Genomic DNA, 1,581 nt, shown 5'->3' with positions numbered 1-1,581 from the left:
ACGGGCTCAAGAGCCCCGAGCACGTACGATACCGTCGAAACGTGATTAAAAACGCCAGCGGCGCTGCATCACCAGAAACGCAAACGACGCAGACCAGGTTATCAGTATCAAACCATTCAGCGCTTGCACCCCGGCAATCAAACGCAGGGTACCCACCGGGAACAGATCCCCCAGCCCCAGAGAGGTATAGCAAGCGGCAGAAAAATACAGGTGGTCAAGAAAGCTGCCGTTCACCGCCCCACCAATACCCATGGCGGTGTCCCCCACATCCAGCAGCAGGTACACCCAGGCATAGAGGCTGATTTCCACCATATGGGCCGCGAACATGGCGATAACAACCACCAGGATTTCACCCCGAAAATCCGGCCAACGTTTAAGCAGGCCAGACAGCCCCGCCAGCGTCCAGTAATGCAGGGTCACCGTGGTCAGCACCATGGCCAGGCTGACCACGGAGGCATACACCACTTCGTACATTACCGCGCCATCGCTCATGGCAGGCTAGCGCAACGAGGCCATGACAGGGGCCGTATCCGGGCGCCAGCCACGCCAGATCTCAAAGGCTTCGGCAGCCTGTTCAACAAGCATACCCAGCCCGTCCGCCGTGGCCGCCGCGCCTTGCTGCTTTGCCCAGCGCAGGAACGGTGTCGGCTCATTGCCATAGACCATGTCATAAGCCACCGCGCCCTCTGCCAACAAGCCATCCGGCAGCGCGGGCATCTCGCCTTGCAAACCGGCGGAGATGGCATTGATGACCAGATCGAACTGGCCCATGAGATTATCCAGGCCGCCGCCCAACACCGGCGGCCCTTCGCCTTTCATCACGTTGGCGGCCAGCGTTTCCGCTTTCTCTTTGCTTCGGTTGGCAATGCGCAACAAGGTGGGCTCTTCCGCCAGCAACGGCCCCAGCACACCGCGTACTGCCCCGCCTGCGCCCAGGATCAGCACCCGTTTTTTACGGATGCTCCAGCCCTGATTGTCGCAGATATCTTTCACCAGCCCGGCGCCATCGGTGTTATCGCCGTGCAACTGCTCGCCATCCCACCACAGGGTATTCACTGCACCGGCCTGGTCGGCTCGCTCGGTGATGGCATCGCACAATGCAAAAGCCTGTTCTTTGAAGGGTACCGTGACATTGGCGCCCAACCCGCCGGCATTCCGAAAAGCCTGAACCGCGCCGGCAAAATCATCCAACGGCGCTTCACGCTTTTCATACTGCACAGCGTCGCTACGCTGAGCGGCAAACGCATGGTGAATATCCGGCGAGCGGGAATGACTCACTGGATTGCCAAAAACACAATATAACCCAGCCTCTAACGCGGTTTTCTCAGCCGTCATACCCACTCCCGGTGAATCAAAAATTTCTGGTAAAGCTCAATCTCGGCACTGCCTGGCTCGGGGTGGTAATCGTAGTCCCATCGCACCAGCGGCGGCAGTGACATCAGGATGGACTCGGTACGTCCACCGGATTGCAGACCAAAAATCGTGCCGCGGTCGTAAACCAGATTGAACTCCACATAGCGGCCGCGACGGTACAGCTGGAACTGACGCTCGCGCTCGCCATAATCGTGGTCTTTACGGCGC

3 protein-coding genes are annotated in these 1,581 nt (G+C 59.2%); all 3 read right to left on the bottom strand.

All coding sequences use genetic code 11. The annotated features are described in order from the left end of the window. Positions 1-45: 45 nt before the first annotated feature. On the bottom strand, positions 46-492 hold the full coding sequence (locus A3754_RS25740; RefSeq protein WP_231880685.1) for an ion channel: 447 nt from the start codon (positions 490-492) through the stop codon (positions 46-48). A gap of 6 nt (positions 493-498) precedes the next feature. Beyond that, positions 499-1,335 carry a shikimate dehydrogenase gene (aroE, locus tag A3754_RS25735; protein ID WP_063520815.1) on the bottom strand — a complete coding sequence of 279 codons (837 nt, stop codon included), beginning with the start codon at positions 1,333-1,335 and terminating at the stop codon, positions 499-501. Then, positions 1,332-1,581 (bottom strand): coproporphyrinogen III oxidase (locus tag A3754_RS25730; RefSeq protein WP_156497243.1); only part of this gene is annotated, 250 nt, incomplete at its 5' end. The genes aroE and A3754_RS25730, both read right to left, overlap by 4 nt.

Source organism: Alcanivorax sp. HI0083, assembly GCF_001635175.1.
Note: the sequence above shows the minus strand (reverse complement) of the source record. Positions and strands in the feature narration are given on the sequence as shown.